At 60.0% G+C, this 24,776-nt stretch carries 26 protein-coding genes and 1 pseudogene; 12 read left to right on the top strand and 15 right to left on the bottom strand.

The window, feature by feature from the left end; all coding sequences use genetic code 11:
• Positions 1-36: 36 nt before the first annotated feature.
• The 3 genes from rpoZ to AB4Z35_RS06505 form a co-directional block, all read right to left on the bottom strand.
• Positions 37-300: a DNA-directed RNA polymerase subunit omega gene (gene rpoZ, locus AB4Z35_RS06515; protein WP_007921129.1), complete on the bottom strand. Its 264-nt coding sequence runs from the start codon at positions 298-300 to the stop codon at positions 37-39.
• Between the two features lie 167 nt (positions 301-467).
• A complete protein-coding gene (gene gmk, locus AB4Z35_RS06510; protein WP_442096383.1) occupies positions 468-1,088 on the bottom strand; it encodes a guanylate kinase in 621 nt (206 codons plus the stop codon).
• A gap of 12 nt (positions 1,089-1,100) precedes the next feature.
• Positions 1,101-1,964, bottom strand: a complete 864-nt coding sequence (locus tag AB4Z35_RS06505; RefSeq protein ID WP_007996525.1) for a YicC/YloC family endoribonuclease — start codon at positions 1,962-1,964, stop codon at positions 1,101-1,103.
• 268 nt (positions 1,965-2,232) lie between these two features.
• Here AB4Z35_RS06505 and rph point away from each other — a divergent pair, with 268 nt between their 5' ends.
• Positions 2,233-2,955, top strand: a complete 723-nt coding sequence (rph, locus tag AB4Z35_RS06500; protein WP_007989575.1) for a ribonuclease PH — start codon at positions 2,233-2,235, stop codon at positions 2,953-2,955.
• A gap of 28 nt (positions 2,956-2,983) precedes the next feature.
• On the top strand, positions 2,984-3,352 hold the full coding sequence (locus tag AB4Z35_RS06495; RefSeq protein WP_007996522.1) for a DUF4870 domain-containing protein: 369 nt from the start codon (positions 2,984-2,986) through the stop codon (positions 3,350-3,352).
• A gap of 172 nt (positions 3,353-3,524) precedes the next feature.
• Here the strand turns inward: AB4Z35_RS06495 and AB4Z35_RS06490 are convergent, their stop codons facing one another.
• Positions 3,525-4,304: an exodeoxyribonuclease III gene (locus AB4Z35_RS06490; RefSeq protein ID WP_003176915.1), complete on the bottom strand. Its 780-nt coding sequence runs from the start codon at positions 4,302-4,304 to the stop codon at positions 3,525-3,527.
• Positions 4,305-4,386: 82 nt separating this feature from the next.
• On the opposite strand from AB4Z35_RS06490, the gene pyrE reads away from it, so the two are divergent.
• Positions 4,387-5,031 carry an orotate phosphoribosyltransferase gene (gene pyrE, locus AB4Z35_RS06485; RefSeq protein WP_007954442.1) on the top strand — a complete coding sequence of 215 codons (645 nt, stop codon included), beginning with the start codon at positions 4,387-4,389 and terminating at the stop codon, positions 5,029-5,031.
• A gap of 170 nt (positions 5,032-5,201) precedes the next feature.
• Here the strand turns inward: pyrE and argB are convergent, their stop codons facing one another.
• The 4 genes and pseudogenes from argB to coaBC all read right to left on the bottom strand — a co-directional run bounded on the left by argB (position 5,202) and on the right by coaBC (position 9,428).
• On the bottom strand, positions 5,202-6,107 hold the full coding sequence (gene argB, locus AB4Z35_RS06480; protein WP_007989569.1) for an acetylglutamate kinase: 906 nt from the start codon (positions 6,105-6,107) through the stop codon (positions 5,202-5,204).
• A 17-nt stretch (positions 6,108-6,124) separates the two neighbouring features.
• Positions 6,125-7,528, bottom strand: a pseudogene (locus AB4Z35_RS06475) (phosphomannomutase/phosphoglucomutase); the annotation flags it as partial.
• A gap of 230 nt (positions 7,529-7,758) precedes the next feature.
• Positions 7,759-8,214, bottom strand: coding sequence for a dUTP diphosphatase (gene dut / locus AB4Z35_RS06470; RefSeq protein ID WP_007975171.1), 456 nt, complete (start codon positions 8,212-8,214; stop codon positions 7,759-7,761).
• Between the two features lie 5 nt (positions 8,215-8,219).
• A complete protein-coding gene (gene coaBC, locus AB4Z35_RS06465; protein WP_007996515.1) occupies positions 8,220-9,428 on the bottom strand; it encodes a bifunctional phosphopantothenoylcysteine decarboxylase/phosphopantothenate--cysteine ligase CoaBC in 1,209 nt (402 codons plus the stop codon).
• A 135-nt stretch (positions 9,429-9,563) separates the two neighbouring features.
• Between coaBC and radC the strand changes: the two genes are divergently transcribed.
• Positions 9,564-10,238, top strand: coding sequence for a RadC family protein (gene radC, locus AB4Z35_RS06460; RefSeq protein WP_442096382.1), 675 nt, complete (start codon positions 9,564-9,566; stop codon positions 10,236-10,238).
• Positions 10,239-10,365: 127 nt separating this feature from the next.
• On the opposite strand, the gene AB4Z35_RS06455 is transcribed toward radC, so the two are convergent.
• Entirely contained in the window at positions 10,366-11,952 is a 1,587-nt protein-coding gene (locus AB4Z35_RS06455) for an ABC transporter substrate-binding protein (protein ID WP_442096381.1), read from the bottom strand.
• A gap of 446 nt (positions 11,953-12,398) precedes the next feature.
• Between AB4Z35_RS06455 and rpmB the strand changes: the two genes are divergently transcribed.
• Together rpmB and rpmG are read left to right on the top strand one after the other, a co-directional pair.
• Positions 12,399-12,632 carry a 50S ribosomal protein L28 gene (gene rpmB, locus AB4Z35_RS06450; RefSeq protein WP_007975166.1) on the top strand — a complete coding sequence of 78 codons (234 nt, stop codon included), beginning with the start codon at positions 12,399-12,401 and terminating at the stop codon, positions 12,630-12,632.
• 11 nt (positions 12,633-12,643) lie between these two features.
• The gene (gene rpmG / locus AB4Z35_RS06445; RefSeq protein WP_003177274.1) at positions 12,644-12,799 is read left to right on the top strand and encodes a 50S ribosomal protein L33; all 156 of its coding nucleotides are present in this window, start codon (positions 12,644-12,646) and stop codon (positions 12,797-12,799) included.
• Between the two features lie 95 nt (positions 12,800-12,894).
• Here the strand turns inward: rpmG and AB4Z35_RS06440 are convergent, their stop codons facing one another.
• On the bottom strand, positions 12,895-13,113 hold the full coding sequence (locus AB4Z35_RS06440) for a hypothetical protein (protein WP_007996509.1): 219 nt from the start codon (positions 13,111-13,113) through the stop codon (positions 12,895-12,897).
• 168 nt (positions 13,114-13,281) lie between these two features.
• Positions 13,282-13,644, bottom strand: coding sequence for a cupin domain-containing protein (locus AB4Z35_RS06435; protein ID WP_442096380.1), 363 nt, complete (start codon positions 13,642-13,644; stop codon positions 13,282-13,284).
• 234 nt (positions 13,645-13,878) lie between these two features.
• Here AB4Z35_RS06435 and AB4Z35_RS06430 point away from each other — a divergent pair, with 234 nt between their 5' ends.
• Together AB4Z35_RS06430 and AB4Z35_RS06425 are read left to right on the top strand one after the other, a co-directional pair.
• The gene (locus AB4Z35_RS06430; RefSeq protein WP_007996504.1) at positions 13,879-15,372 is read left to right on the top strand and encodes an aldehyde dehydrogenase; all 1,494 of its coding nucleotides are present in this window, start codon (positions 13,879-13,881) and stop codon (positions 15,370-15,372) included.
• A gap of 192 nt (positions 15,373-15,564) precedes the next feature.
• Positions 15,565-16,707, top strand: a complete 1,143-nt coding sequence (locus AB4Z35_RS06425) for an MFS transporter (RefSeq protein WP_442096379.1) — start codon at positions 15,565-15,567, stop codon at positions 16,705-16,707.
• A 132-nt stretch (positions 16,708-16,839) separates the two neighbouring features.
• On the opposite strand, the gene AB4Z35_RS06420 is transcribed toward AB4Z35_RS06425, so the two are convergent.
• The gene (locus AB4Z35_RS06420) at positions 16,840-18,414 is read right to left on the bottom strand and encodes a phospholipase D family protein (RefSeq protein WP_442096378.1); all 1,575 of its coding nucleotides are present in this window, start codon (positions 18,412-18,414) and stop codon (positions 16,840-16,842) included.
• Between the two features lie 60 nt (positions 18,415-18,474).
• On the bottom strand, positions 18,475-19,908 hold the full coding sequence (locus AB4Z35_RS06415; RefSeq protein ID WP_442096377.1) for an aminotransferase-like domain-containing protein: 1,434 nt from the start codon (positions 19,906-19,908) through the stop codon (positions 18,475-18,477).
• Positions 19,909-20,087: 179 nt separating this feature from the next.
• Here AB4Z35_RS06415 and AB4Z35_RS06410 point away from each other — a divergent pair, with 179 nt between their 5' ends.
• Positions 20,088-20,333, top strand: a complete 246-nt coding sequence (locus tag AB4Z35_RS06410; protein WP_442096376.1) for a DUF1127 domain-containing protein — start codon at positions 20,088-20,090, stop codon at positions 20,331-20,333.
• 143 nt (positions 20,334-20,476) lie between these two features.
• On the opposite strand, the gene AB4Z35_RS06405 is transcribed toward AB4Z35_RS06410, so the two are convergent.
• Positions 20,477-21,781, bottom strand: a complete 1,305-nt coding sequence (locus AB4Z35_RS06405; protein WP_442096375.1) for an NAD(P)/FAD-dependent oxidoreductase — start codon at positions 21,779-21,781, stop codon at positions 20,477-20,479.
• Positions 21,782-21,928: 147 nt separating this feature from the next.
• On the opposite strand from AB4Z35_RS06405, the gene AB4Z35_RS06400 reads away from it, so the two are divergent.
• Positions 21,929-22,282, top strand: coding sequence for a YkgJ family cysteine cluster protein (locus AB4Z35_RS06400; RefSeq protein ID WP_007975156.1), 354 nt, complete (start codon positions 21,929-21,931; stop codon positions 22,280-22,282).
• A 151-nt stretch (positions 22,283-22,433) separates the two neighbouring features.
• Here AB4Z35_RS06400 and AB4Z35_RS06395 read toward each other — a convergent pair whose 3' ends face one another.
• A complete protein-coding gene (locus AB4Z35_RS06395; protein ID WP_007975155.1) occupies positions 22,434-22,922 on the bottom strand; it encodes an Lrp/AsnC ligand binding domain-containing protein in 489 nt (162 codons plus the stop codon).
• 157 nt (positions 22,923-23,079) lie between these two features.
• On the opposite strand from AB4Z35_RS06395, the gene dadA reads away from it, so the two are divergent.
• Together dadA and AB4Z35_RS06385 are read left to right on the top strand one after the other, a co-directional pair.
• Positions 23,080-24,384, top strand: a complete 1,305-nt coding sequence (gene dadA, locus AB4Z35_RS06390; protein WP_442096374.1) for a D-amino acid dehydrogenase — start codon at positions 23,080-23,082, stop codon at positions 24,382-24,384.
• Positions 24,356-24,709 carry a RidA family protein gene (locus tag AB4Z35_RS06385; RefSeq protein ID WP_007989530.1) on the top strand — a complete coding sequence of 118 codons (354 nt, stop codon included), beginning with the start codon at positions 24,356-24,358 and terminating at the stop codon, positions 24,707-24,709. Before dadA ends, AB4Z35_RS06385 begins: the two co-directional genes overlap by 29 nt.
• Positions 24,710-24,776 lie beyond the last annotated feature (67 nt).

The raw sequence follows: 24,776 nt of genomic DNA, 5'->3' as shown, positions 1-24,776 counted from the left end.
TGATCCCGCGCCGTGCTACGTCGACCAGGCATAGGCTTAGACGGCCTCGTTGGACTCGTCCTCGAATGCAGCAAAAAGCGGTTCATCTTCAACGATTTCGGCTTCGGCGATAGCTGCGTAGTCGATCAGGCCTTCAGCGATTTCGCGCAGGGCGACGACGGTAGGCTTGTCGTTTTCCCATGCTACTTTCGGCTCTTTGCCGCCGGTGGCCAGTTGACGGGCACGCTTGGTAGAGAGCATGACCAGCTCAAAGCGGTTATCCACGTGTTCTAGGCAGTCTTCAACGGTTACGCGGGCCATGGTCTTCCTCGTAGCAAATGCAATATGCGCGCTGCCCGGATGGGCGAGCGGACTCAACAGTTTAAAAAATCACCAGCGATTAGGGAAGCGCTGATTTTTTAACCAAGCCCTTCAACGCGCTGCAAGTACCAATGTAAAGCCCTTGCAGCGGTTTTGGGAAGAGCTGATTAACCGAGTAATTCAGCCAGCAATTTGCCGTGACGCTGCTGCTGACGCTTCTGAATCAGCTGATTGGCGCGGAAAATCGACTTCAGGTCGTGCAGCGCGTGGGCGAAATCGTCGTTGATGATCAGGTAGTCGTAGTCGACGTAGTGGCTCATTTCGCTGACGGCTTCGCGCATGCGGCCGTCAATGATCTCGTCACTGTCCTGGCCACGATTGGTCAGGCGCTGGTGCAAGGCCTGCAATGACGGCGGCAGAATGAAGACCGAGCGGGCCTGAGGCATCAGCTTGCGCACTTGCTCGGCACCCTGCCAGTCGATTTCCAGAATCAGGTCGTGGCCTTCGTCCAGGGTCTGCTGCAGGTGGCTTTGCGAGGTACCGTAGAGATTGCCGAACACTTCGGCGCGCTCGAGGAAATCGCCGTGCTCGATCATCTTCACGAACTCGCTGCGGTCGACGAAGTGATAGTTCACGCCATTCACTTCACCGGGACGCATGGCGCGGGTGGTGTGGGAGACCGAAACGCGGATCTCCGGATCGGCGTCGGTCAGGGCCTTGACCAGGCTGCTCTTGCCCGCGCCCGAAGGGGCGGAAATGATGTACAGGGTGCCAGTGCTATGTGTCATGTCGGGGTAGCCTTACTCAATATTCTGCACTTGTTCGCGCATCTGCTCGATCAACACCTTGAGGTTGACCGCCGCCTGGGTGCTGCGCGGGTCGAAGGCTTTGGAGCCCAGTGTGTTGGCTTCGCGGTTGAGTTCCTGCATCAGGAAGTCCAGGCGCCGACCGGCAGCGCCGCCGGATTTGAGCACCCGGCGAACTTCGATGATGTGAGTGCTCAGGCGATCCAGTTCTTCGGCGACGTCGCTTTTTTGCGCGAGCATGACCATTTCCTGCTCCAGGCGCTGCGGGTCCATCTCGGCCTTCATGTCGGCAAAGCGGTCGAGGACTTTCTGGCGCTGGGTGGCGAGCATTTGCGGAACCAGTTCGCGCAGGGTCACCACGTCTTCTTCGATGGAGGTCAGGCGCTCGTCAATCAGCCGCGCCAGCTCCGCGCCTTCGCGCTCGCGGCCGGCTTTCAGCTCCTTGAGGCCCTGATTGAACAGTGCCAGCGCTTCGGCGTTCAAGGCTTGCGGGTCGGTGGCGTCGCCTACCAGCACGCCGGGCCAGGCCAGGACTTCCAGCGGGTTCAGCGCTGCCGGGTTCTTGATCAGGCTGGCGATGGTCTCGGCTGCGGCGACCAGTTGCGCGGCGCGCTCCTGATCGATTTGCAGCGCTTTGCCGGTGTTTTCTTCGGTGAAGCGCAGGGTGCATTCAAGCTTGCCCCGGGATACACCCTGGCGCAGGGCTTCGCGAACCGCGCCCTCGAGGTCGCGAAAGGACTCCGGCAGGCGCAGGTGGGGTTCCAGGTAGCGGCTGTTGACCGACCGCAGCTCCCAGCTCAGGGTGCCCTGGACGCCGGCTTTTTCGACGCGGGCGAAGGCGGTCATGCTGTGCACCATGGCGGTACCTCGCAATGCAGATCGGCACAGAACCGAGGTTCCGGGAATCCGATATCAATGAATTAAAGCCGACTGGCAGCAAAGGCGCAGGATTGTAGCGCAGTGGCACGGATGCGCCCAAACACACGGTGTGACAAAGAGCGGCAGGCCTTCGCCGACACGCAGTACAGAGCCCTCGGTCGTCGGCGGATTTTTTTAGATGTGCCCAGTGGCGGCCGGCGGCTCTATAATGCTCCGCAGTTTTCCGTCCCCAGTACAGGTACTCCCTATGATACGTCCAAGTGGTCGCGCTGCCGATCAGCTCCGCTCGATCCGCATCACCCGCAACTACACCAAACACGCCGAGGGTTCTGTGCTGGTCGAGTTCGGTGATACCAAGGTCATCTGCACCGTCAGCGTTGAACCGGGCGTACCGCGTTTCCTGAAAGGCCAGGGCCAGGGTTGGTTGACTGCCGAATACGGCATGCTGCCGCGTGCTACCGGCGAACGTAACCAGCGTGAAGCCAGCCGTGGCAAGCAAGGCGGCCGCACCCTGGAAATCCAGCGTCTGATCGGTCGTTCCCTGCGCGCTGCGCTGGACATGTCCAAGCTGGGCGACGTCACCCTGTACGTCGACTGCGACGTGATCCAGGCCGATGGCGGCACCCGCACTGCTTCGATCACCGGCTCCATGGTGGCGCTGATCGATGCCTTGAAAGTCATCAAGAAGCGTGGTGGCCTGAAGGGCGGCGACCCGGTCAAGCAGATGATCGCCGCTGTTTCCGTGGGCATGTACAAGGGTGAGCCTGTGCTCGACCTCGACTACCTGGAAGACTCGGCCGCCGAGACTGACCTGAACGTGGTGATGACCAGTGCAGGCGGTTTCATCGAAGTCCAGGGCACTGCCGAAGGCGCGCCGTTCCAGCCTGAAGAGCTGAACGCCATGCTCGAACTGGCGAAGAAAGGCATGAACGAAATCTTCGAACTGCAAAAGGCCGCATTGGCCGACTGACCGGACTGCTCCAGACAAGGAGGACACCATGAGTGACGAACAACTGCCGCTGCCCACGCCGAGCCAGGAGGTTCGTCAGTGGGCCATGTTTTGCCACTTGTCCGCCTTGCTGGGGATCTGGATTCCGTTCGGCACGATCATCGGGCCGCTGATTCTCTGGCAGATGAAGCGCGAGATGGACCCGTTCATCGATGCCCAGGGCAAGGAAGCGCTGAATTTTCAGATCAGCGTCGCCATTGCCTCGGCCATTTGCTTCCTGCTGATGGTGGTGATTATCGGGTTCTTCCTGTTTGGCCTGATCGCCATCGGTGCGCTGGTGTTGACGATCATTGCCGGGGTGAAGGCCAATGAAGGGCAGCCTTATCGGTATCCGTTCACTTGGCGGCTGATTAAATAACGATCAGCAAGGATCCCCTGTAGGAGCGAGCTTGCTCGCGAAGATGTGTCAGCCACATTGGTGTCAACTGACACACCATCGCGAGCAATCTCGCTCCCACAGAAAAGCAAAAACAAGTACCCACAAAAAAGCCGACCCTGAAGTCGGCTTTTTTGTGTCTGCAAAACGACGCTTAGATGGTCAGCGTCCAGTCGTAGTCCACGATCAGCGGCGCGTGTTGCGAGAACCGCGGCTGGCGTGGCAGGCGTGCGCTACGTACGAAACGGCGCAGGCCCGGGGTCAGCAGTTGATAGTCGAAGCGCCAACCGAGGTTGAGCATCTCCGCCTGTTCATTATCCGGCCACCAGCTGTACTGGTCGCCTTCACGGCTGACTTCACGCAGGGCGTCGACATAACCCATGTTGCCGACAATCTCGTCCATCCAGGCACGTTCAGGTGCCAGGAAGCCCGGAGACTGCTGGCTGTCGCGCCAGTTCTTGATATCCAGCTTCTGTTGCGCCACGTACAGCGAGCCACAATAAATGTACTCGCGACGTTTGCGCCGCTGTTTATCCAGATAACGGGCGAAGTCGTCCATTAGCTTGAACTTCTGGTTCAAGTCTTCATCGCCATTCTGCCCCGAAGGGAGCAGCAAGGTCGCGATGCTGACCTTGTCGAAATCGGCTTGCAGGTAGCGCCCGTAGCGGTCGGCCGTCTCGAAACCGAGACCGCTGATGACAGCCTTCGGTTGCAGCCGCGAATACAAAGCCACGCCACCTTGGGCGGGGACTTCGGCATCGCAGGCATAAAGGAAGTATCCATCCAGTTGGAAGGCTGGATCGTCCAGTTCAAAGGCGGAGGCGCGGGTGTCCTGCAGGCAGATGACGTCGGCATTCTGTGCTTGCAGCCAACTGAGCAAACCACGCTCGACTGCAGCCTGAATACCATTGACGTTCACACTGATGATCCGCATAAATGGCCCCAAAAATCGCGTGCGTGTATGATACACGGCGTCAAGCTAATTAGCTAAATCCGTGGTATTTGGGGTTTTTTTCATGCAAGCGTATCAGCGCGATTTCATTCGTTTTGCCATCGATCGCGGCGTTTTGCGCTTCGGTGAGTTCACCCTGAAGTCCGGGCGCACCAGTCCTTACTTCTTCAATGCTGGCCTGTTCAACTCAGGTTCGGCCCTGGCGCAGCTGGGTCGTTTCTACGCCGCCGCAATTGCCGAGAGCGGCATTCCCTTCGACGTGCTGTTTGGCCCGGCCTACAAAGGCATCCCGTTGGCGGCGACCACCGCCGTGGCACTGGCTGAACATCACAACCGTGACCTGCCATGGTGCTTCAATCGCAAGGAAGCCAAGGCCCACGGTGAAGGCGGCAGCCTGGTTGGCGCGCCGCTGACCGGCGAAGTGCTGATCATCGACGACGTGATCACTGCCGGCACCGCCATTCGCGAAGTGATGCAGATCATCGCGTCCCAGGACGGCGCCAAAGCGGCCGGCGTGCTGATCGCACTGAACCGTCAGGAACGCGGCAACGGTGAACTGTCGGCGATCCAGGAAGTGGAGCGTGACTTCGGCATTCCGGTGATCAGCATTGTTTCGCTGAATCAGGTATTGGAATTCCTGGCGGACGATCCGCAGCTCAAGCAACACCTGCCTGCTGTCGAAGCGTACCGCGCCCAGTTCGGCGTCTGACTACAAATCCCTGTGGGAGCGGGCTTGCCCGCGATGACGTAGTGTCAGTCGACAGAGATATTGGCTGATAGATTGCTATCGCGGGCAAGCCCGCTCCCACAGGTTTGTCGCTAAATGAGAAAGACCCCGCTCAGCCAGGCCGAGCGGGGTCTTTTTGTTTGCGTTATCGCTTAAGGACGCTTGCGATTGCTGATCAGGGTGCCCACGCCGGTATCGGTGAAGATTTCCAGCAGGATCGCGTTCGGCACGCGACCGTCGATGATCAGCGAGCTGCCCACACCGCCCTGGACCGCTTCCAGTGCGCAACGGATCTTCGGCAGCATGCCGCCGTAGATGGTGCCGTCGGCGATCAGTTCGTCGACCTGTGCAGTGCTCAGGCCGGTCAGGACCTTGCCTGACTTGTCCATCAGGCCGGCGATGTTGGTCAGCAGCATCAGCTTCTCGGCTTTCAGCGCTTCGGCGACTTTACCGGCCACCAGGTCAGCGTTGATGTTGTACGACTCACCGTTGGCGCCGACGCCGATTGGTGCGATCACCGGAATGAAGTCGCCCTTGACCAGCAGGTTCAGCAGGTCGGTGTTGATCCCGACCACTTCGCCCACATGGCCGATGTCGATGATTTCCGGGGTGGTCATCTCCGGGGTCTGACGGGTGACGGTGAGCTTTTTCGCGCGAATCAGCTCGGCGTCTTTGCCGGTCAGGCCGATGGCGCTGCCGCCATGACGGTTGATCAGGTTGACGATGTCCTTGTTGACCTGGCCGCCGAGGACCATTTCCACCACGTCCATGGTCGCAGCGTCGGTGACGCGCATGCCGTCGACAAAGTGACTCTCGATCGACAGGCGCTTGAGCAGGTCACCGATTTGCGGGCCGCCGCCGTGAACCACCACCGGGTTGATGCCCACGGCCTTCATCAGCACGATGTCGCGGGCGAAGCCGGTTTTCAGCTCCTCGCTTTCCATCGCGTTGCCGCCGTATTTGATCACCAGGGTCTTGCCGACGTATCGGCGGATATAAGGCAACGCTTCGGACAGGACCTTGGCGGTGTTGGCGGCGGCTTCGCGTTCGAGGGTCATTCAGGGCTCCGGGTGAATCAGAACGGTAGTTGGAGATCAGGTGCAACGCGCTTGAGCTGGATGCGGAACACATCCTTGATGCGTTGCAGTTCAGCCTCGTCATCGGCCTCGAAACGCAGCACCAGCACCGGTGTGGTGTTGGATGCGCGTACCAGGCCCCAGCCTTTGGCATAGTCGACTCGCACGCCGTCAATGGTGGTCAGATCGGCGCCTGCGCCCCACTGTGCGTCGTGCAGTGCATCAATGATGCTGAATTTGCTCTCTTCGGTCACATGTATATTGATTTCCGGCGTAGAAATATCGTTCGGGAAGGTTGCGAACAGCTCTTCGGCCGAAGATTTTTCCTTGCTGAGGATTTCCAGCAACCGCGCGGCGCTGTAGATACCGTCGTCAAAACCGAACCAGCGCTCCTTGAAGAAGATATGCCCGCTCATTTCGCCGGCCAACAGGGCGCCGGATTGTTTCATTTTCTTTTTGATCAACGAGTGACCGGTCTTCCACATTAACGAGCGGCCGCCGTATTCCTTGATCAGCGGGATCAGGCGGCGGGTGCATTTGACGTCGAAGATGATCTCGGCGCCAGGGTTGCGCGCCACGACGTCGCGGGCGAACAACATCAGCAGGCGGTCCGGGTAAACGATGCTGCCAGTGTTGGTCACCACGCCGACGCGGTCGCCATCGCCGTCGAAGGCCAGGCCGATGTCCGCCTTGGTTTCCTTGACCTTGTTGATCAGGTCCACAAGGTTTTCTGGCTTGCCCGGGTCCGGGTGGTGGTTCGGAAAGTTGCCGTCGACCTCACAGAACAGCGGGATGACTTCGCAGTTCAGCGCTTCGATCAGTTGCGGAGCAATCACGCCGGCCGCGCCGTTGCCGCAGTCGACGACCACTTTCAGACGACGGGCCAGCTTGATGTCCTGGACGATTTCGGTGGTGTAGCGGTCGAGGATCTCGACCTGGGTGATGCTGCCCTGGCCGCTGCTCAGGTTGTTGGTCTTGAGGCGGTCGTGCAGGGCCTGGATCTGTTCGTTGGCCAGGGTGTCGCCGGCAATGACGATCTTGAAGCCGTTGTAGTTCGACGGGTTGTGGCTGCCGGTGAGCATCACGCCGGATTTGCCGGCGAGCACGTTGGCGGCGTAGTAGAGCGCCGGAGTCGGGACCAGGCCGACATCACTGACGTGGCAGCCGCTGTCGGCGATGCCTTTGATCAGTTGCGCGACCAGTTCCGGGCCGGACAAGCGGCCATCGCGACCGACGGACACGTTTGGTTCGCCCTGGGCCAGGCTTTGGGAGCCGACGGCGCGGCCGATCCAGTAAGCGGTTTCAGCGTTCAGGAATTCCGGGACAGTGCCGCGAATGTCGTAGGCGCGGAAGATGCTGTCGGGGAACTTGGGTGCGATTTTGGCCGGGGTGCTCATCTGTGGAAATGCTCCATCTCGAAAGTGGCTGGACAGGCCGCCGAGTCATTCGGCGGCAGGCTCAAACTGAAGGGTATGACGGCGTTTTCCACAGAGAGTTCGTGGTGTGAAAGGGCCATGACACCCCCGACAGCAAGGGTTTGGCCGGGCAATGCCTTGATTTTCGGAGCTAAACCTTGCAGATGACAATTTGAATTTTGTGGCGAGCTACCTCGCCACAATGGATCTCTATCGAATTAACGGGTACCGGTATGGCCGAAACCGCCAGTGCCGCGCTCGGTTTCAACAAACTCTTCAACCATCTCGAAGTGAGCCTGTACCACCGGTACCAGCACCAGTTGCGCCAGACGCTCGCCGACCGGCATGGTGAATTCGGTCTGGCCCCGGTTCCAGCAGGAGACCATCAATGGACCCTGGTAATCGGAGTCGATCAGCCCGACCAGATTGCCCAGCACGATGCCGTGCTTATGGCCCATCCCCGAGCGTGGCAGAATCAGCGCCGCCAGGTTCGGGTCACCGATGTAGACCGACAGGCCGGTGGGGATCAGCACGGTTTCACCCGGCTTGATCACGGTGTCCTGTTCCAGCATGGCGCGCAGGTCGAGGCCGGCGGAGCCTGGTGTGGCGTATTGCGGCAGCGGGAATTCGGTACCGATGCGGGGGTCGAGGATCTTGGCTTGCAAAGCGTGCATGTAAATTAAACCTGGTTCAGACGTTCGGCGATAAAAGTGATCAGCTGGCGAGCAATCTTGCTCTTGCTGGTCTGGGCGAAAAGTGTGGCGTGAAGCTCACGGTCGATGACGCTGCAGGCGTTTTCTTCGCTGTTGAAGCCAATGCTCGGGTTGGCAACGTCGTTGGCGACGATCAAATCGAGGTTCTTGTCTTTCAACTTGCGTGCAGCGTAATCGAGCAGGTGTTCGGTTTCGGCGGCGAAACCGACACTGAACGGACGGTCGGGGCGGGTGGCGATGGTGGCCAGGATGTCCGGGTTGCGCACCATCTGTAGCAACAAGCCGTCGCCGTTCGTAGGATCTTTCTTGAGTTTCTGTGGGGCGACGACTTCCGGGCGATAGTCCGCGACTGCTGCCGAAGCGATGAACAGGTCGCAAGGAATCGCCGCTTCGCACGCGGCGAGCATGTCGCGGGCGCTGACCACATCGATGCGGGTGACGCGATCCGGCGTCGGCAAATGCACGGGGCCGGTGATCAGGGTCACGCGGGCACCGGCTTCCACGGCGGCTTCGGCCAGGGCAAAGCCCATTTTCCCGGAGCTGTGGTTGGTGATGTAGCGCACCGGGTCGATGTTTTCCTGGGTCGGGCCGGCAGTGATCAGCACGTGTTTGCCGGTCAGTGCCTGACGCTGGAAGCAGTCTGCCGCGCATTGCGCCAGATCAAGGGCTTCAAGCATGCGCCCCAGGCCCACGTCGCCGCAGGCCTGGCTGCCGGACGCCGGGCCGAAGACCTTGATGTCACGGCTTTCAAGGGTCTGCAGGTTGGCTTGCGTCGCCGGGTCGCGCCACATGGCCTGGTTCATGGCCGGGGCAACGGCGACTACGGCGTCGGTGGCCAGTACCAGCGTGGTCAGCAGATCATTGGCGATGCCTTGGGCCAGTCGGGCAATGAGGTCCGCGGTGCCGGGAGCGATCAGCACCAGGTCGGCCCATTTGGCCAGCTCGATGTGGCCCATGGCTGCTTCGGCCGCCGGGTCCAGCAGGTCCAGGTGGACCGGGTGACCGGACAGGGCCTGCATGGTCAGCGGGGTGATGAACTCTGCTCCGCCACGGGTCATGACCACGCGCACTTCGGCGCCCTGATCGATCAGGCGGCGAACCAGGTCGGCGCTCTTGTAGGCAGCGATACCGCCGCCGACGCCCAGAACAATGCGTTTCCGATACAGCCGCTGCATAGGCCTGCCTTTCAATTCGTTGGTGACTTACGCGGCGAAACCCCCTCCCCAGGGTGAATTCGCCCGCAAAAAAGATGGGCTACGATATCACAGCGACCGCTACGGAACAGCGGTGCCCACAGACAGGGAGGTGCTATGAGTATTCGTGATTGGCCAGCGGCGGAACGGCCGCGGGAGAAGCTGTTGGAGCAGGGATCGGCGAGTCTTTCCGATGCCGAGTTGCTGGCGATATTTTTACGAACCGGTGTGTCCGGCAAAAGCGCGGTAGATCTGGCGCGGCATCTGCTGAGCGAGTTTGGCAGCCTGCGCTCGCTGCTGGAGGCTGACCTTTCGACATTCAGCGAGCAACCGGGCCTGGGCCCGGCAAAATTCGCACAGTTACAAGCCGTACTGGAAATGGGCCGGCGGCATCTGGCCGAGCGATTGCGCCACAGATCGGTGCTGGAAAACCCGCAAGCGGTGCGCGAATACCTCAAGTCGATGCTGCGTCACGAACCCCATGAGGTTTTCGGCTGCCTGTTTCTCGACTCCAAACATCAGGTGCTGACGTTTGAGAAACTGTTCCGCGGCTCGATCGACAACACCAGTGTTCACCCGCGACAGGTCGTCAAACGGGCGCTGGCCAATAACGCTGCGGCATTGATCCTCTGCCATAACCATCCGTCAGGTAACTCCGACCCCAGCCACGCCGACCGACAGCTAACCAAACGTCTGCAAAAGGCGTTGGAGTTGATCGATGTACGGGTGCTGGACCATTTCATCATCGGTGATGGCAGCCCGTTGTCGATGGCCGAGTATGGGTGGATGTGAGCGGGATGATGCGAACCCCTGTAGGAGCGAGCCTGCTCGCGATGGCGTCGTGTCAGTCACCTTGTCCGATAACTGAAAGAATGCAATCGCGAGCAGGCTCACTCCTACAGGTTTTGTGTATGGCGGATTATTTGATATTGACCTTGGAGTAGTCCTGCCGGCCGAACGGGCTGACCGAGTACCCCTCGACATCCTTGCGCGTCAGTGCGAAGGCCGTCGGGTGGGCCAGGGGCAACCACAGTGCCTGTTGCTGGATCTGCGCCTGGGCCTGTTCGTAGAGCTTGCTGCGCACACCTTGTTCGCCGGTGGTCTTGCCCGCGCTGATCAGCTTGTCCAGGTCCTGATTGCAATAGCGGGCGAAGTTGGTGCCCGACTTGCCCGCCGCGCAGGAAAACTGCGGCGTGAGGAAGTTGTCCGGGTCGCCGTTGTCACCGGCCCAGCCCATGAACAGCAAGTCGTGTTCACCGGCCTTGGCGCGGCGGATCAGCTCGCCCCATTCGATCACGCGGATTTCAGCCTGAATGCCGATTTCCGCGAGGTCGGACTGAAGCAGTTGAGCGCCGAGGCTTGGGTTGGGGTTAAGCAGGCTGCCGGAAGGACGGGTCCAGATGGTGGTCTGGAAGCCTTCCTTGAGCCCGGCCTTGGCCATCAAGGCTTTGGCCTTCGCGATGTCGTGAGGGTAACCCGGCAGGTTTTTCGCGTAGCTCCAGGTATTGGGCGGATACGGACCATTGGCCGCCTCGGCGGTGTCTTCGAACACGGCTTTGACATAGTTGGCCTTGTCGAAGGCGAGGTTGATGGCCTGTCGCACTTCTGGCTTGTCCAGCGGTGGATGCTGGCTGTTGATACCAACGAATGCGGTCATGAACGCGTCAGTCTTTTCGACTTTCAGGGTCGGCTCTTTCAGCGCTTCCTGTACGTCCAGGGGCTTGGGTGACAGGGCAATCTGGCATTCATTGCGGCGCAACTTCTGCAAACGTACGTTGGCATCCGGCGTGATGGCGAAGATCAGCGGATCTATGGCGGGTTTACCACGGAAGTATTCAGGGTTGGCTTTGTAGCGAATCGAGGCGTCCTTCTGGAAGCGGGTGAGCACGAACGGCCCCGTGCCGATTGGCTGGCTGTTGAGTTTCTCAGGTGTGCCGGCCTTCATCAGTTTGTCGGCGTATTCGGCCGAATAGATCGAGGCAAAGCCCATGCTCAGCGTTGCCAGGAAGGTCGAATCCGGGTGGTCGAGGGTGAAGCGCACGGTTTGCGGGTCCAGTGCATCGATCTTCTTGATCAGTGCAGGCAACTGCATCGATTGTGCATGGGGGAAGCCGCTCTGGGCGACTTTGTGCCACGGATTGGCCGGGTCGAGCATGCGGTCGAAGCTGAAAATCACGTCTTCGGCGCTCAGGTCACGCGTTGGGGTGAAGTACTCGGTGCGATGGAATTTAACCTGCGGGTGCAGCTTGAAGACGTAGTTCAGGCCGTCGGGGCTGACTTCCCAACTGTCAGCGAGGCTGGCGACCACTTTGCCACTGGCCGTGTCGAAGTCCACCAGGCGATTCATCAGCACATCGGCCGAGGCGTTGGTGGTGGTCAGCGAGTTGTACTGCACCACGTCGAACCCTTCAGGGCTGGCCTCGGTGCAGACGCTCAGGGCGGCGGCAAAGGCCTGTGGGCTCAGCAGAAGCGGGGCGAGCAACAGCGGTAGGGCAGCAAGGCGCATGGTCGGCTTCCTTTACAGATCGAAGGCCCATCTGCAAGTGCAGTCTGGAAAAGGCTTACCCTAGTGGGCTCTTTTGTAAATGACTATCCCCTTTTTCATTTTGGGGGGACTATAGGCGCCAGATTTTGCTGTGCAGCGGTTAAGCAAAACCCCTGGTTGGCTCGATGAGCGATTCTCTGCGACGAGCGGTCGCCATTGACGATAGCCTTTGTCCAAGGCGCTCGGAGCCCGGAAAGCGGGGTTTTTGTGAATTCTACGCACACTGAATGTTGTTGCTCTCCAGTCTTTCTGGTATAAAGCAGCGCTCTTTTCTAGGGGCCCGGTTCCTTCACTGTAGGTGTAGCCGGTAAGACCTCTAAAGAAACGCGGCGCCTGGCGCCAAATGACTGAGAGATTAAGCGGCCAACCCATGCCGGGTTGGGCATGTGGTTTTAGAGGGCTGAGGCATGTCTAGAGTATGTCAAGTTACCGGTAAGGGTCCGGTAACCGGGAATAACATTTCCCACGCAAACAACAAAACCCGTCGTCGTTTCCTGCCGAACCTGCAGCATCACCGCTTCTGGGTTGAAGAAGAGAAACGTTTTGTGCGTCTGCGCGTATCTGCCAAAGGCATGCGTATCATCGACAAGCGTGGCATCACTGTCGTGCTGGCCGAACTTCGCCGCGATGGCAAGGTTTAAGGGAGCTAATCATGCGTGAATTGATTCGTTTGATTTCGAGCGCCGGTACTGGTCACTTCTACACTACCGACAAGAACAAGCGTACTACCCCGGACAAAATCGAGATCAAGAAATATGATCCGGTTGTTCGCAAGCACGTGATCTACAAAGAAGGCAAAATCAAGTAATTGATTTTTCCCTCTTACGAAAAAGGCCCGTATCGCGAGATACGGGCCTTTTTTGTTGCGCGGGAATCAGGTTGTTTCGTCAGCGCCGAACCTGGTCAGCCGCAGTTGATGCTGACGATGATTCTGTCGGCATTGGTATGCAGGTTGATGCGTTTCGGGCGCAGGTCGTGGCTCGAAGGGTACTTCGGTCCAGTGGCTCGCACTGGTGCGCCATTGGCCAGGGCGCGAACTTCTTCAAGCAGTTCCGGGGTGCATTTCTGGCCGATGGTGTACTGGGCGATGGCAAGATCGCATTGATCGGGTAAGACTGGCATGTTGCCTCCTTGCATGACTGTTGGTTGGGGCGCCTGCGTCGCCGGGTGGCAGCACGTCCTGTGCGTTACCGTCCCGCCGATGAAATGCGTGGCGCCTGTCAGCAAGTCTTACCCGGTGTCGCTGTCCCGGGCCAGCGGCAGAATGTCAGCGACTGTTTCGATGTGGGTTCAAGCCTTCTGTTCAAACGCCACGTAGATCTTGCGGCATGGCTCCAGCACTTCCCATGTTCCGCGAAAGCCGGCGGGGATCACGAAGCGATCGCCTGTGCGTAGGGTCTTGGCATTGCCATCGAGGTCACGCAGTACGGAGACGCCCTGCACGATTTCGCAGTATTCGTGTTCGGTGAAGTTCACCGTCCACTGGCCGACAGCCCCTTCCCACACACCGGCGTTCAACTGGCCGCAAGGGCTGTTGTAATGGTTGTATACCACTTGCTCGGGGTCGCCCTTGAGCACTTTGGTTGGGTCAGGGCGGTAGCGTTCAGGCTCGGTGGTGGCCTGGCTGAAGTCGACGATATTCTGGATGCTCATTGTTGTATTCCCCCGTCATTGCGGTGCGAGTGGTTGGTATCGCCAAAGTCTATGTTTATTAAAATGAACATCGCAAGGCCGTTTGCCGGCGTTATGTCAAATATATTGAAACTTCATGGGCGGCTGGTTTAGGGTGGCAGATGCCTTGGGCCGAAAAGCAGGCTGGCCGGGCAGAATTCCTGACAGCGCCCGCGAAGAACGCGGGTGTCGTATCAATAAGAGGAGGACACTCGCATGACCACCCTGACCCGTGCCGACTGGGAACAACGTGCCCGCGATCTGAAAATCGAAGGCCGCGCCTATATCAATGGCGAATACACCGACGCCGTTTCCGGCGAGACCTTCGAGTGCATCAGCCCTGTCGATGGCCGTCTGCTGGGCAAGATTGCCAGCTGTGACGCCGCCGATGCCCAGCGCGCTGTGGAAAACGCCCGCGCCACCTTCAATTCCGGTGTCTGGTCGCGCCTGGCGCCGACCAAGCGCAAATCCACCATGATCCGTTTCGCCGGCCTGCTGAAACAGCACGCCGAAGAGCTGGCCCTGCTTGAAACCCTGGACATGGGCAAGCCGATCAGCGACTCCCTGTACATCGACGTTCCCGGCGCGGCGCAAGCCCTGAGCTGGAGCGGCGAAGCCATCGACAAGATCTACGACGAAGTAGCCGCCACCCCGCACGATCAGCTGGGACTGGTGACCCGTGAGCCGGTGGGTGTTGTTGGCGCTATCGTGCCGTGGAACTTCCCGCTGATGATGGCGTGCTGGAAACTGGGCCCGGCGCTGTCCACCGGTAACTCGGTGATCCTCAAGCCATCGGAAAAATCGCCGCTGACGGCGATTCGCATCGCTGAACTGGCTGTTGAAGCCGGCATCCCGAAAGGCGTGCTCAACGTGCTGCCAGGCTATGGTCACACCGTTGGCAAGGCCCTGGCCCTGCACAACGATGTCGATACTCTGGTGTTCACCGGTTCGACCAAGATCGCCAAGCAGCTGTTGATCTACTCCGGCGAGTCGAACATGAAGCGTGTCTGGCTTGAAGCTGGCGGCAAGAGCCCGAACATCGTGTTCGCCGATGCGCCAAACCTGCAAGACGCTGCCGAAGCGGCTGCCGGTGCCATCGCCTTCAACCAGGGCGAAGTCTGCACCGCCGGTTCGCGTCTGCTGGTGGAGCGTTCGATCAAGGACAAATTCCTGCCGCTGGTGATCGAGGCACTGAAAACCTGGAAGCCGGGCAATCCCCTGGACCCGGCGACCAACGTTGGTGCGCTGGTCGATACCCAGCAGATGAACACCGTGCTGTCCTACATCGAGTCGGGTCATGCCGATGGCGCCAAGCTGGTGGCCGGTGGCAAGCGTACGCTCCAGGAAACGGGCGGCACTTACGTTGAGCCGACGATTTTCGACGGTGTGAGCAACGCGATGAAAATCGCCCAGGAAGAAATCTTTGGCCCGGTACTGTCAGTCATCGCATTCGACAGCGCCGAAGAAGCCATCGCGATCGCCAACGACACGCCTTACGGCCTGGCCGCGGCGGTGTGGACTGCCGACATCTCCAAGGCTCACCTCACCGCCCGCGCACTGCGTGCCGGTAGCGTATGGGTCAACCAGTACGATGGCGGCGACATGACCGCTCCGTTCGGTGGCTTCAAGCAGTCCGGCAACGGTCGCGACAAGTCCCTGCACGCGTTCGACAAATACACCGAGCTGAAGGCGACCTGGATCAAGTTGTAAGTCTTTAAGGGAGGCCTGTTGTAGAACCGGCCTCCCGAAACGACGCAGATCCCTTGTGGGAGCGAGCCTGCTCGCGATAGCGGTGTGACAGTCGACAAAAATGTTGAATGTTGCTCCGTCATCGCGAGCAGGCTCGCTCCCACAGTGTTTTGTGTTGTCTGTAAAAACAATAAATCCACAGGAGCGTGGAACATGCGTTGGGCGACTTATTTCGCCGTTTTGGCATCTGTCTTGAGTGTCGGCCTGGCCCTGGGGGTCAGCATGCCGCTGGTGTCGTTCCGCCTGGAAAGCTGGGGTTACGGCTCGTTTGCCATTGGCGTGATGGCCGCAATGCCGGCCATCGGCGTCCTGCTCGGGGCGAAAATTTCCAGTCACCTGGCGGCGCGCTTCGGCACGGCCAACCTGATGCGCCTGTGCCTGTGGGCCGGGGCGGTTTCCATCGGTTTGCTGGCGCTGTTGCCGAGCTATCCGGTCTGGTTGGTGCTGCGGCTGATGATCGGGGTGATCCTGACCCTTGTATTCATCATCGGTGAAAGCTGGATCAATCAACTGGTGGTCGAGCAATGGCGCGGGCGGCTGGTGGCGCTGTATGGCAGCAGCTACGCACTGAGTCAGCTGGCAGGGCCGGTGTTGCTGGGCTTCCTTGGCACCGAGCACGATTATGGCTTTTGGGTCGGCGTCGGTTTGCTGATGGCTGCACCGTTTCTGTTGCTGGGTCGCAGTGGTGCGCCGAGCAGCGAGGCCAGCAGCGTGACCCTGCGTGATTTGCTTGAGTTCTGTCGTGGCCTGCCGGCGATTGCCTGGGCGGTGTCGCTGTTCGCCGCGTTCGAGGCAATGATTCTGACCCTGTTGCCGGTCTATTGCCTGCGCCAGGGTTTCACTACGGAGATCGCCCTGGCGATGGTCAGTACGGTGGTGGTCGGCGATGCAGTGCTGCAATTGCCGATTGGTGCGTTGGCCGATCGCTTGTCGCGGCGCGCGTTATTCACCGGTTGTGCGGTGGTCCTGCTGATGTCGAGCCTGGCAATCCCGATGCTGATCGACACGCTGCTGATCTGGCCATTATGGGTACTGTTCGGCGCCAGTGCCGGCGGGTTGTTCACCTTGTCATTGATCCTGATCGGCGAGCGTTATCGTGACGATGCGCTGGTGCGGGCCAACGCACACATCGCCCAGCTGTGGGGGATTGGTTGCTTGATCGGGCCGCTGTTGGCGGGTGCCGGCAGCCAGTGGATCAGCGGGCATGCGTTGCCGTTGCTGATGGCGGTGGGGGCGTTGGGTGTGCTGATCGTGGTGTCGCGGCAAGGGGCGTTTGGCGCGGTTCAGCCAGCATAGCTTTTGTAGCAGCTGGCGAAGCCTGCGTCCGGCTGCGTAGCAGTCGTAAAATCAGGCATCGCGGACTTTCAGTTAAACCGTACAAGCCGGGTTTGCGTCTGCTGCGCAGCCGGACGCAGGCTTCGCCAGCTGCTACAACATCTTCTCCAGCCCAACCGTATTGCTCAGCCAGGCATTGAAGCGCCGCCACCAACTCCCTGGCTCCCTGGTCAGTGTGTGCATTTTTCCATCGTCTTCGGTGGTCCAGACGATCTGACCGTTCTCCAGCTCCACCTGATAACTCAGGGCCGGCGCCATACCCTGCAGCGCCAGTTCGCGAACCCGTGCGGCCAACTCCGGACTGTCCACCAGCACGCCGACTTCGGTGTTCCACAGCACCGAGCGCGGATCGAAATTGAACGAACCGATAAAGGATTTCTGCTGGTCGAAGATCATCGCCTTACTGTGCAGGCTGGAGTCGGAGCCGCGATAGGAACTGCCGGAAAACAAATGCGGCCCGCTACCGTTGCCGTCGCCTTCACCTGGCTGACGACGCAGTTCGTAAAGTTTTACGCCGTGTTCCAGCAACGCCCTGCGGTAGGGCGCGTAGCCACCGTGCACCGCCGGCACGTCCGTGGCTTCCAGTGAGTTGGTCAGCAAACTCACGGAGACGCCGGCATCGGCGCGCCCGGTCAGGTACACCAGCCCCGGTTGGCCAGGCACGAAATAAGCCGAAATCATGATCAGCTCTTTGCGGACACCGTCGAGTTCAGGCGCCAGTTGCGTGGTCAGCAGCAACTGCGGATCGGGCTCGCCCTTGGCCAGCACCTTGCTCGGCGCGTCCCACAGTGCCTGGTTCCAGGCCCAGACCAGCTCGCGACGCCAGATGTCCAGGCGCGGATGCGTGGTGAAGGTCATCAAGTGTTTGTAGAGCGCGTGATTCTGTTTGCGTGTTTCCGCCAGGGACTCTTGCAGTCGGACGCGGGTGTTTTCCAGGTCCTGGGAGGTGGGTTTGCTCGACAGGAATTCGTCGATCGGCTTGCTCAGGGCGCTGTTCCAGTACTGGTCGAAACTGTGCCCGAGTTGTTCGGCAACCGGGCCGACACTGAGCATGTCGATGTCAGTGAAATTCATCTTGGGCTCGGCATCGTAATACTCGTCCCCCAGATTCCGCCCGCCGACGATGGCCATGCTGTTGTCCGCCAGCCACAACTTGTTGTGCATGCGTCGATGTTGTTGCGACAGGTTGAACAGCCGGCCCATGGTGCGCGTCACGCCGGTACTGCGGCCCAGATTCAGCGGGTTGAACACGCGGATCTGGATGTTCGGATGCGCGGCGAGGGTCGCGATGACGCGGTCCAGGCCGTCGCTGGCGGTATCGTCGAGCAGTACCCGCACCCGCACACCCCGGTCAGCGGCCTTGAGCAATTCCTCGATCAACATGCGCGTGCTGATGCCGTCGTGCACGATGTAGTACTGCAAATCGAGGCTGCTTTGGGCATTGCGGATCAGTTCGGCGCGGGCAGTGAAGGCCTCGGTGCTGTCCGATAGCAGGCGAAAGCCCGATTGCCCCTTGTAAGGTGCGGCTTGTGCCTGGACCGAGCGACCGAATGCGGAGTCTGAAGCCGGCAGCGCCTGGCTCGGTACGCGCTGAACGTCGAAGCTGGAGCAGCCGCCCAGGAACGAGGCGAGCAGCAGAAGAGCAAGCAGGGGCTGTCTGGCTCTCACGTAGGATCGTTCCGTTTGGCGGCGCAGATAGGCATATGGACGCTGATTCCAGAATAAAAGTCAGTCGCTGAGCTGATTGGTTTCCGCCAGCAGTTTGATCGCTGTCGCACCGACCTTGCGCACCGCGTCTTCGATCTGCGGTGTTGGTTTGGCAGCGTAGTTCATGCGCAGGCAATTGCGGTACTTGCCCGAGGCGGAAAAAATGCTGCCCACGGCAATCTGTACGCCCTGGTCGTGCAAGGCACGATTCAGTTTCAGGGTGTCGAAGCCTTCCGGCAGTTCGACCCACAGCATGAAGCTGCCTTGTGGGCGACTGGCGCGAGTGCCAGCAGGAAAATAGCGAGTCACCCAATCGATCATCACGTCGCGATTGCGCTGGTATTGCGTACGCATCCGCCGCAAATGCGGTTCAAAGTGGCCGCCCTTGAGAAACTCGGCGATGGCGATTTGCGGTTGTGGCGCGGTGGAGCCGGTGCTGATGTATTTCATGTGCAGCACCCGTTCCAGATACCGGCCCGGCGCGACCCAACCGATACGCAAGCCCGGGGCCAGGGTCTTGGAAAACGAACTGCACAACAGGACGCGACCGTCCTCGTCGAAGGATTTGATCGTGCGCGGACGCGGGTAGGTATAGGCCAGTTCGCCATACACATCGTCCTCGATGATCGCCACGTCAAAGCGCTGCGCAAGCGTCAACAACGCACGTTTGCGCGACTCCGGCATGATGTAGCCCAACGGGTTGTTGCAGTTGGGGGTCAACTGTATGACCTTGATCGGCCATTGCTCCAGGGCCAGTTCCAGTGCTTCAAGACTGATCCCGGTCAGCGGGTCGGTAGGGATTTCCAGAGCCTTCATGCCCAGACCCTTGAGAGTCTGCATCGCACCGTGAAAGCTCGGCGAGTCCACCGCAACAATATCCCCCGGCTCGCAGATTGCGCGAATGCTGGTGGACAGCGCTTCGTGGCAACCCGTGGTGACCACCAGTTCACTGGCGCTCAACTGACAGCCGGAATCGAGCATCAGGCGAGCGATTTGTTCACGCAGTTCGAGGTTGCCGTGGATGTTGTCGTAATACAGGCCAGGCATGTCCTGCCGCCGGCTGATTCGCGCCAGATCGCGCAATAGCGGTTTCATGGTCGGGCTGGTGATGTCCGGCATGCCGCGCCCGAGTTGCACTACATCTTTGCGCGGCACTGCGCGGATCAATTCCAGCACTTGATCCCATTGCGAAATGTCCACCGGACGCTGGGCCGGGCGGCCGACTGCCGGCAAATCCGGCAATTCGCGGCTGGCCGGAACGAAGTACCCGGATTTGGGCCTTGGCATGGCCAGCCCGCTGTCCTCCAGCACCCGATAGGCCTGCTGCACCGTGCTCAGGCTGACGCCGTGCTCGACGCTTAGCGCCCGTACCGAAGGCAGCCGGTCACCGGGGCGATAGAAGCCCTGTTCGATACGTGTGCCGAGCAACTCGGCGAGGTTGACGTAAAGGGTCATGGTGCAGCCTCGATAGGGGTGATTCGGTTAACCAGTACAGATCAGGCAAAAAATCAGGATTCAGTGGCGGAATCGGCAACACTGTATTGAGTTAATACAGTTGTATTGAATCTGTATTGCTTTTGCGCGCCCTCGCATCATGGAACCTCTGGCTACCCAAGTAAACAGGAGCATCCAAGATGAACGGTTTGAGCGATGTGCGGCTGACGTTACACAGTCAGGAACTGACGGCAGGGCAGAACAACGGCACGCGGGAGGCGGGCATGCGCAGTGCGCCGTCCAGCCTGAGTCGCTGGGACCGGTTCTGGTGCCGGCTGCGCACGCGCAAGGCGTTGTTGACCCTGACACCCGACCAGCTCAAGGATATCGGGCTGACGCGAGAGCAGGCGTTGGGGGAGGGGCTGAAGCCTTTCTGGCGGATCTGATTTTGGCGGCGTTCTTTCGGGCCTCATCGCGAGCAAGCTCGCTCCCACAAGGACCGGCGGTGAACACAATTCTTGTGAACACCATCATTCCCTGTGGGAGCGAGCTTGCTCGCGATAACGTCGGCACAGACACCGCCAATCCTTCAGACCAACTCTTTAAGCCGATGCCACAACATCCCCAACGCCAGCAACGGCGAGCGCAAATGCTTGCCGCCGGGGAAGGTGATATGCGGCACCCTGGCAAACAGATCGAAGCCGCCGCTGTGCTGGCCGCTGATGGCTTCGGCCAGCAGCTTGCCGGCAAGATGCGTGGCATTCACGCCATGACCGGAATAGGCCTGGGCGTAATACACATTCGGCTGGTCCTTGAGCCGGCCGATCTGCGGCAGACGATTGGCGCCGATGCCGATCATGCCGCCCCATTGATAGTCGATCTTCACACCAGACAGTTGCGCAAAGACGTCCAGCATTTTCGGACGCATGTACGCGGCGATGTCTTTCGGGTCGCGGCCCGAGTAATGGCAGGCGCCGCCGAACAGCAGGCGCCGGTCCGCCGAGAGCCGGTAATAGTCCAGCGCCACCCTTTGATCGCAGACCGCCATGTTCTGCGGCAGCAGGGCGTGGGCCAGTTCTTCGCTCAATGGTTCTGTGGCGATGATGTAGCTGCCGGCGGGCAGGACTTTGCCGCTGAGTTCCGGGTTGAGGTTATTGAGGTAGGCATTGCAACCCAGCACCAGGGTTCTGGCGCGTACCGAGCCCTCGGCGGTATGGACCTTGACCTCGGGGCCATAGTCGATGCGGGTCACGGCCGATTGCTCGAACAGCCGGACCCCCAATTGTTGTGCGGCTGCGGCTTCGCCCAAAGCCAGGTTCAGTGGATGCAGGTGCCCCGAACCCATGTCGATCAGGCCGCCGACGTAACGCGTAGAGCCGACCACCGTGTGCATCTCATTGGCCTGCAGCAAACGAGTCTCGTAGCGATAACCGAGGCTGTGCAGCTCTTCGGCATCTTCGGCGAAACCTTCAAGGTCACGGGGCTTGTTGGCGAGGTCGCAGTAACCCCAGGTCAGGTCGCAGGGGATCTGAAAACGCTCGATCCGTTGCCGGACGATTTCCACGGCTTCCAGGCCCATGAGTTTCATTTGCCGCACGCCTTCGACACCGATGACATTGGTGAACTGATCGAGGCCGTGACCAACGCCGCGAATCAGCTGCCCGCCGTTGCGTCCACTGGCGCCCCAACCGATTTTGTGGGCTTCAAGCAACACCACGCTGAGTCCGCGATCGGCCAGCTCAAGCGCCGTGTTCAACCCTGAAAACCCGCCGCCCACTACACAGACGTCGGCCAGCACTTCGCCTTTGAGCACCGGATGTTCGGGCTGCGGCAGGCTGCTGGCGGCGTAGTAGGAAGTGGTGTGGCTGACAGGCTGTTGAGCACGGGCATTCATGTGCGTGTTCCTGATTCTTGCGTTTAGAAAACTTGACGGAGCATAAGCCGGACCTTCCCGGGCGGGCAACATTGGTCGGCTGGCGCTGTCTGGATCGGGGCTTTTGCGTCAGAATCGCGCTCTATTCCGCTTTGGGTCACCGCTGCAATGAGCTGCAACAGCCAGACAATTCGCACATTGCGACAACAGATTCCCTCGTTCGAGTGCGTGCCCGGCTGCCATGACTGCTGCGGGCCGGTGACCACCTCGCCGGAAGAAATGTCGCGCCTGCCGCGCAAGACTCGCGCCGAGCAGGATGCCGCGATGGAAGAGCTCAACTGTGTGCATCTGGGGCCGAATGGTTGCACGGTGTATGACGAGCGGCCGCTGATCTGCCGGTTGTTCGGTACCACCAAGACCTTGCCGTGCCCCAATGGGCGGGGGCCGGTGGAGCTGATTCATCCGCGGGTGGAGAAGCAGGTATTCGAGTACATGGCCAGTACACGGCAAGTGCTGGTTTAAAAGGAGCGGGTCTTCAGGTGGACCGAGTTGCCTCAATCGCGAGCAAGCTCGCTCCCACAGGTATTTGAGTCTGCATAAACTTTGTGTTCAAAACCGGTTCATTGTGGGAGCGAGCTTGCTCGCGATGAGGTCCTGAAAGGCACCGCAAATCTCAATCCGGAATCGGCAAGGTCAGGCTCTCTTTCACCTCTTCCATCACGATGTAACTCTTGGACTCGCGCACGTGGGGCAGCTTGAGCAGGATGTCGCCCAGCAATTTGCGATACGAGGCCATCTCGGAAATTCGTGCCTTCACCAGGTAGTCGAAATCCCCTGACACCAGGTGACACTCCAGCACATGGGGCAATTTCAGCACTGCACGTCGGAACTCTTCGAATGTATCGCCGGACTTGTAGTCCAGGCTGATCTCGACGAACACCAGAAGACTACCCTTCAGGTGCTGCGGATTGAGCCGGGCGTTGTAGCCCATGATGATCCCCTCGCGCTCCAGGCGCCGGACCCGCTCAGTGCAGGGCGTGGTCGAGAGCCCGACCTTTTCCCCAAGCTCCGTAAAGGAAATCCGCCCGTCCGCTTGCAGGATCCGCAGGATGTTGCGGTCGATCTTGTCCAGCTCACGTTTGGTCTGGGTGTTGGTACGCATAGGGGATGCGCCTCCGTGAAAAGGGTTTTTGCCGAGAATTGTCGCCAAATATAGGCGCTTATATAGTGAAAAGCACTGGCAAATCTTTTTTACACTGCGCGCATCTGAAGCTTTGAATAACAAACGTCAGCGGTTAGCCGCGATGAGGGATTTGAAAATGCGCGTCATGGTCTTGGGTAGCGGCGTCATCGGTACCACCAGTGCTTATTACTTGGCCCGTGCCGGGTTTGAAGTGGTGGTCGTCGACCGGCAGCCAGCTGCTGCCATGGAGACCAGTTTCGCCAACGCCGGACAGGTCTCGCCAGGTTATGCCTCGCCGTGGGCCGCGCCGGGCGTGCCGCTCAAAGCCATCAAGTGGCTGTTGCAGCGCCATGCACCCTTGGCGATCAAGGCCACTGCCGACATCGATCAGTACCTGTGGATGGCACAGATGCTGCGCAACTGCACCGCCAGCCGTTACGCGGTGAACAAGGAGCGCATGGTCCGTCTGTCCGAGTACAGCCGTGACTGCCTCGACGAACTGCGCCTGGAGACCGGTATCGCCTACGAAGGCCGCAGCCTTGGTACCACCCAACTGTTCCGCACCCAGGCTCAACTGGACGGCGCCGCGAAAGACATCGCCGTGCTGAAAGAATCCGGCGTGCCGTTCGAACTGCTCGACCGCGAAGGCATTGCCCGCGTCGAGCCGGCACTGGCCAGCGTCACCGACATCCTCGCCGGTGCCCTGCGCCTGCCGAATGACCAGACCGGCGACTGCCAGATGTTCACCACCAAGCTCGCCGAGATGGCCGCGAACCTCGGTGTGCAGTTCCGTTTCGGTCAGGATATTCAGCGCCTGGACTTCGCCGGTGACCGCATCAACGGCGTGTGGATCGACGGCAAGCTGGAAACCGCCGACCGCTACGTGCTGGCGCTCGGCAGCTACTCGCCGCAACTGCTCAAGCCGCTGGGCATCAAGGCACCGGTTTATCCGCTCAAGGGCTACTCCCTGACCGTGCCGATCACCAACCCGGCGATGGCACCGACCTCGACCATTCTCGACGAGACCTACAAGGTCGCGATCACCCGTTTCGACAACCGTATCCGCGTTGGCGGCATGGCCGAGATTGCCGGTTTTGACCTGTCGCTGAACCCGCGTCGCCGCGAAACCCTGGAGATGATCGTCAACGATCTTTATCCTCAGGGTGGCGATCTGGCCCAGGCCGATTTCTGGACCGGCCTGCGTCCGACCACTCCCGACGGTACGCCGATCGTGGGTGCCACGCCGTTCAAGAACCTGTTCCTGAATACCGGTCACGGCACGCTCGGCTGGACCATGGCTTGTGGTTCGGGTCGCTTGCTGGCCGACCTGATGGCGAAGAAAAAGCCGCAGATCAGCGCCGAAGGCCTCGATATTTCCCGTTATGGCAACAAAACCCAGGAGCCTGCAAAGCATGTCAGTCCAGCGCCAGCTCACCAATGAGCGCATGAGTCAGATCGTCACCCATAACGGCACGGTTTACCTGGCCGGACAGGTCGGCGATGACATGAACGCCGGGATTGAACAGCAGACCCGTGAAACCCTCGCCAATATCGAGCGGTTGCTCGATCTGGCCGGCACCGACAAGCACCATCTGCTGTCGGTGACGATTTACCTGAAAGACATCGACGCGCATTTCGAAGGCATGAACGCGGTGTGGGACAAGTGGCTGCCAAAAGGTGTTGCCCCGGCCCGCGCCACGGTTGAGTCGAAATTGTGCGAGCCGGAAATCCTGGTCGAGCTGTCGGTTGTCGCCGCTCTGCCATAATCCTGTCAGAAAGATCCCTCTCCCGGTGCTGTTGGCGGTTCACGCTGTCAGCCAGCGCCGGTTTTTT

This window comes from Pseudomonas sp. KB_15 (assembly GCF_052114525.1).
Taxonomy (GTDB): domain Bacteria; phylum Pseudomonadota; class Gammaproteobacteria; order Pseudomonadales; family Pseudomonadaceae; genus Aquipseudomonas.
Note: the sequence above shows the minus strand (reverse complement) of the source record. Positions and strands in the feature narration are given on the sequence as shown.